Origin of the sequence: Burkholderia sp. Ac-20345 (assembly GCF_017104825.1) — a bacterium.
Taxonomy (GTDB): Bacteria; Pseudomonadota; Gammaproteobacteria; order Burkholderiales; family Burkholderiaceae; genus Burkholderia; species Burkholderia lata_B.
The window spans coordinates 1-2484 of sequence record NZ_JAAGPO010000443.1; the positions used below are offsets into that span (position 1 = coordinate 1).

The window sequence follows — 2484 nt, forward strand, 5'->3', positions numbered from 1 at the left end:
TGACGTTGCGGCCCGACTGGCGGCCGTGCGCGTCGAGCAGGAAACAGCGCGCGGCCGCGTCGAGCGCGAGGAAGTTCCAGCACACCTCGTCGAGCGGCTCGCCGGCCGCAAGGCGCTCGGCCGCGCGTTCGAACGCGCGCAGGTACGGCGCGAGCCGCTGCGCATCGCGCCGCTCGCGCACTTCGGTCTGCTGCCGAAAGCGCTCGGTCAGCTCGCCGATGCAGCCCGTCGCGGCCGCGCTGTCGGGCAGCCCCGGCGCCGGCCGGCCGAAGTAGTAGCCCTGCACGAAATCGGCCTCGCAAGACAGCGCGATCTGCGCCTCGTGCTCGGTCTCGATGCCCTCGACGAGCACCAGCTTGCCAGCCTCGTGCAGCAGCGTCACGAGCCCGTGCAGGATCGCGGTGAGCCCCGTGCGGTGCGCCGCGTGCGACAGCATGATCCGGTCGAGCTTCACGATGTCCGGGTTCAGTTGCCAGATCCGCTCGAGGTTCGAGTGGCCCGCGCCGAAATCGTCGAGCGCGATCAGGAAGCCGTGCGTGCGGAATTCGCGCACGGCCTCTGCGAGCCGCTCGACGTCTTCCGCGCGCTGTTCGAGCACTTCGAGCACGATGCGGCGCGGCGGCATGCCGAGCCGCTTCAGGTTCGCCAGCAGCGCGGCCGCCTGGAAAGGGTCGGTGAGCACGCCCGGATGCACGTTGAGGAACAGCCACTCGCGCTCGGCGCCGAGCAGCGCGAAGTTCTCGAGATGCAGCGCCTGCGCGAGCCGGTCTAGCTGCAGCAATTCGCCCTGGCGCGCGGCTTCGCCGAACACGTCGAGCGGCGAAACCGCACGGTCGAGTGCATCGTGCGCGCGCAGCAGCGCTTCGTAGCCCACCGCACGCTGGTGCGACAGGCTGAAAATCGGCTGGAACACGGTCGTGAGCGTCAGGTCGCGGTGCTGCGTCGCCAGACGTTCGAGGCCGGAACTCACCTCCCGCTCGAACCGGTACGGCGACGCGGCGGCCGGACGCTCCTGTTGCACGATCGTCATGCCTTCCTCCTGGTAGTGCCTTCGAACGCAGCGTCCGACGAAGCGAACGGCGCGTGCAATGTCATGGTTGGACCCTCGGTTGCCCGGTCGTCGCCGGGCGGCTGCCCCACATCAAGCAAGCTCCGTGCAAGGTACCGGCAACCCGTGCACCGCGCGGCTCGCGCCGTGCTGCCGCACCACCGTGGCGCATGTCGTGCGCACCATTTCAGTGCGCACGCACCGGCTGCTCGAACGCATCCGTCACGCTGTCACGCTACACTCCGTACGATCGTTTCATTCCCCGTATTCGCCGTATCGATGGAAATCGTCTTCACCGTCCTCATCCTGCTGCTGACCGTCGCGCTGTCCGGCGCCGTCACGCGCATCCTGCCGTTCCAACTGCCGTTGCCGCTGATGCAGATCGCATTCGGCGCGATGCTCGCGTGGCCGAAGCTGAACCTGCACGTCACGTTCGATCCCGAAATCTTCATGCTGCTGTTCATTCCGCCGCTGCTGTTCGCGGACGGCTGGCGGATTCCGAAGCGCGAGCTGTACCTGCAGCGCCGCGCGATCCTGATGCTCGCGTTCGGGCTCGTGTTCATGACGGTACTCGCAGTGGGCTACTTCGCGCACTGGCTGATACCCGAGTTGCCGCTGCCGATCGCGTTCGCGCTTGCGGCCGTGCTGTCGCCGACCGACGCGGTCGCGCTGTCGGGCATCGCCGGCAAGGGCCGGATTCCGCCGCAGCTGATGCACATCCTCGAAGGCGAGGCGCTGATGAACGACGCGTCGGGCCTCGTCGCGCTGAAATTCGCGATCGCGGCCGCGCTGACGGGCATGTTCTCGCTGCGCGAAGCGTCGGTCACGTTCGTAATCGTCGCCGCGGGCGGGCTCGCGACGGGCGCGATCGTGTCGTGGGTGTTCAGCGCGCTGTCGACGCGCTTCCTGAACGCCGAGCAGGAAGGCGATCCGGCCCCCGGCATCGTGATGACGCTGCTCGTGCCGTTCGCGGCCTACCTGTTCGCCGAGCACCTCGACCTGTCGGGCGTGCTGGCGGCCGTGTCGGCCGGGATGATGATGAATTACACGAGCTTTTCACGCAAAAGCACCGTCGCGTCGCGCGTGCGCGCCGAAAGCACGTGGGCGATGATCGAGTTCGTGTTCAACGGCATGGTGTTCATCATGCTCGGGCTGCAGCTGCCGCACATCATCGGCCGCACGCTCGTCGACGCGCACCACACGAGCGACGCGCTCGTCGGCCGGATGATCTTCAACGTCTGCGCGATGATGCTCGCGCTGTATGCGATCCGCTTCCTGTGGGTCTGGCTGCTGCGCTGGTTCGCGAGCCGTCGCGCCGCGCGCCAGGGCCTCGCGGGCACGATGGCCGGCGTGCGCACGATCGCGGTGATGACGGTCGGCGGCGTGCGCGGCGCGGTCACGCTCGCCGGCGTGCTGTCGATTCCGGTCGCGCTGTC

The 2484-nt window shown here is 68.3% G+C and carries 2 protein-coding genes; one reads left to right on the forward strand and one right to left on the reverse strand.

The features are described 5' to 3' along the window. A partial coding sequence (locus tag G3O06_RS47760; RefSeq protein WP_205820316.1) for an EAL domain-containing protein occupies positions 1-1030 on the reverse strand: 1030 nt, incomplete at its 3' end. Between the two features lie 297 nt (positions 1031-1327). On the opposite strand from G3O06_RS47760, the gene G3O06_RS47765 reads away from it, so the two are divergent. Beyond that, positions 1328-2484, forward strand: a 1157-nt coding sequence (locus G3O06_RS47765; protein ID WP_205820318.1) for a Na+/H+ antiporter, incomplete at its 3' end; no start/stop codon positions are given.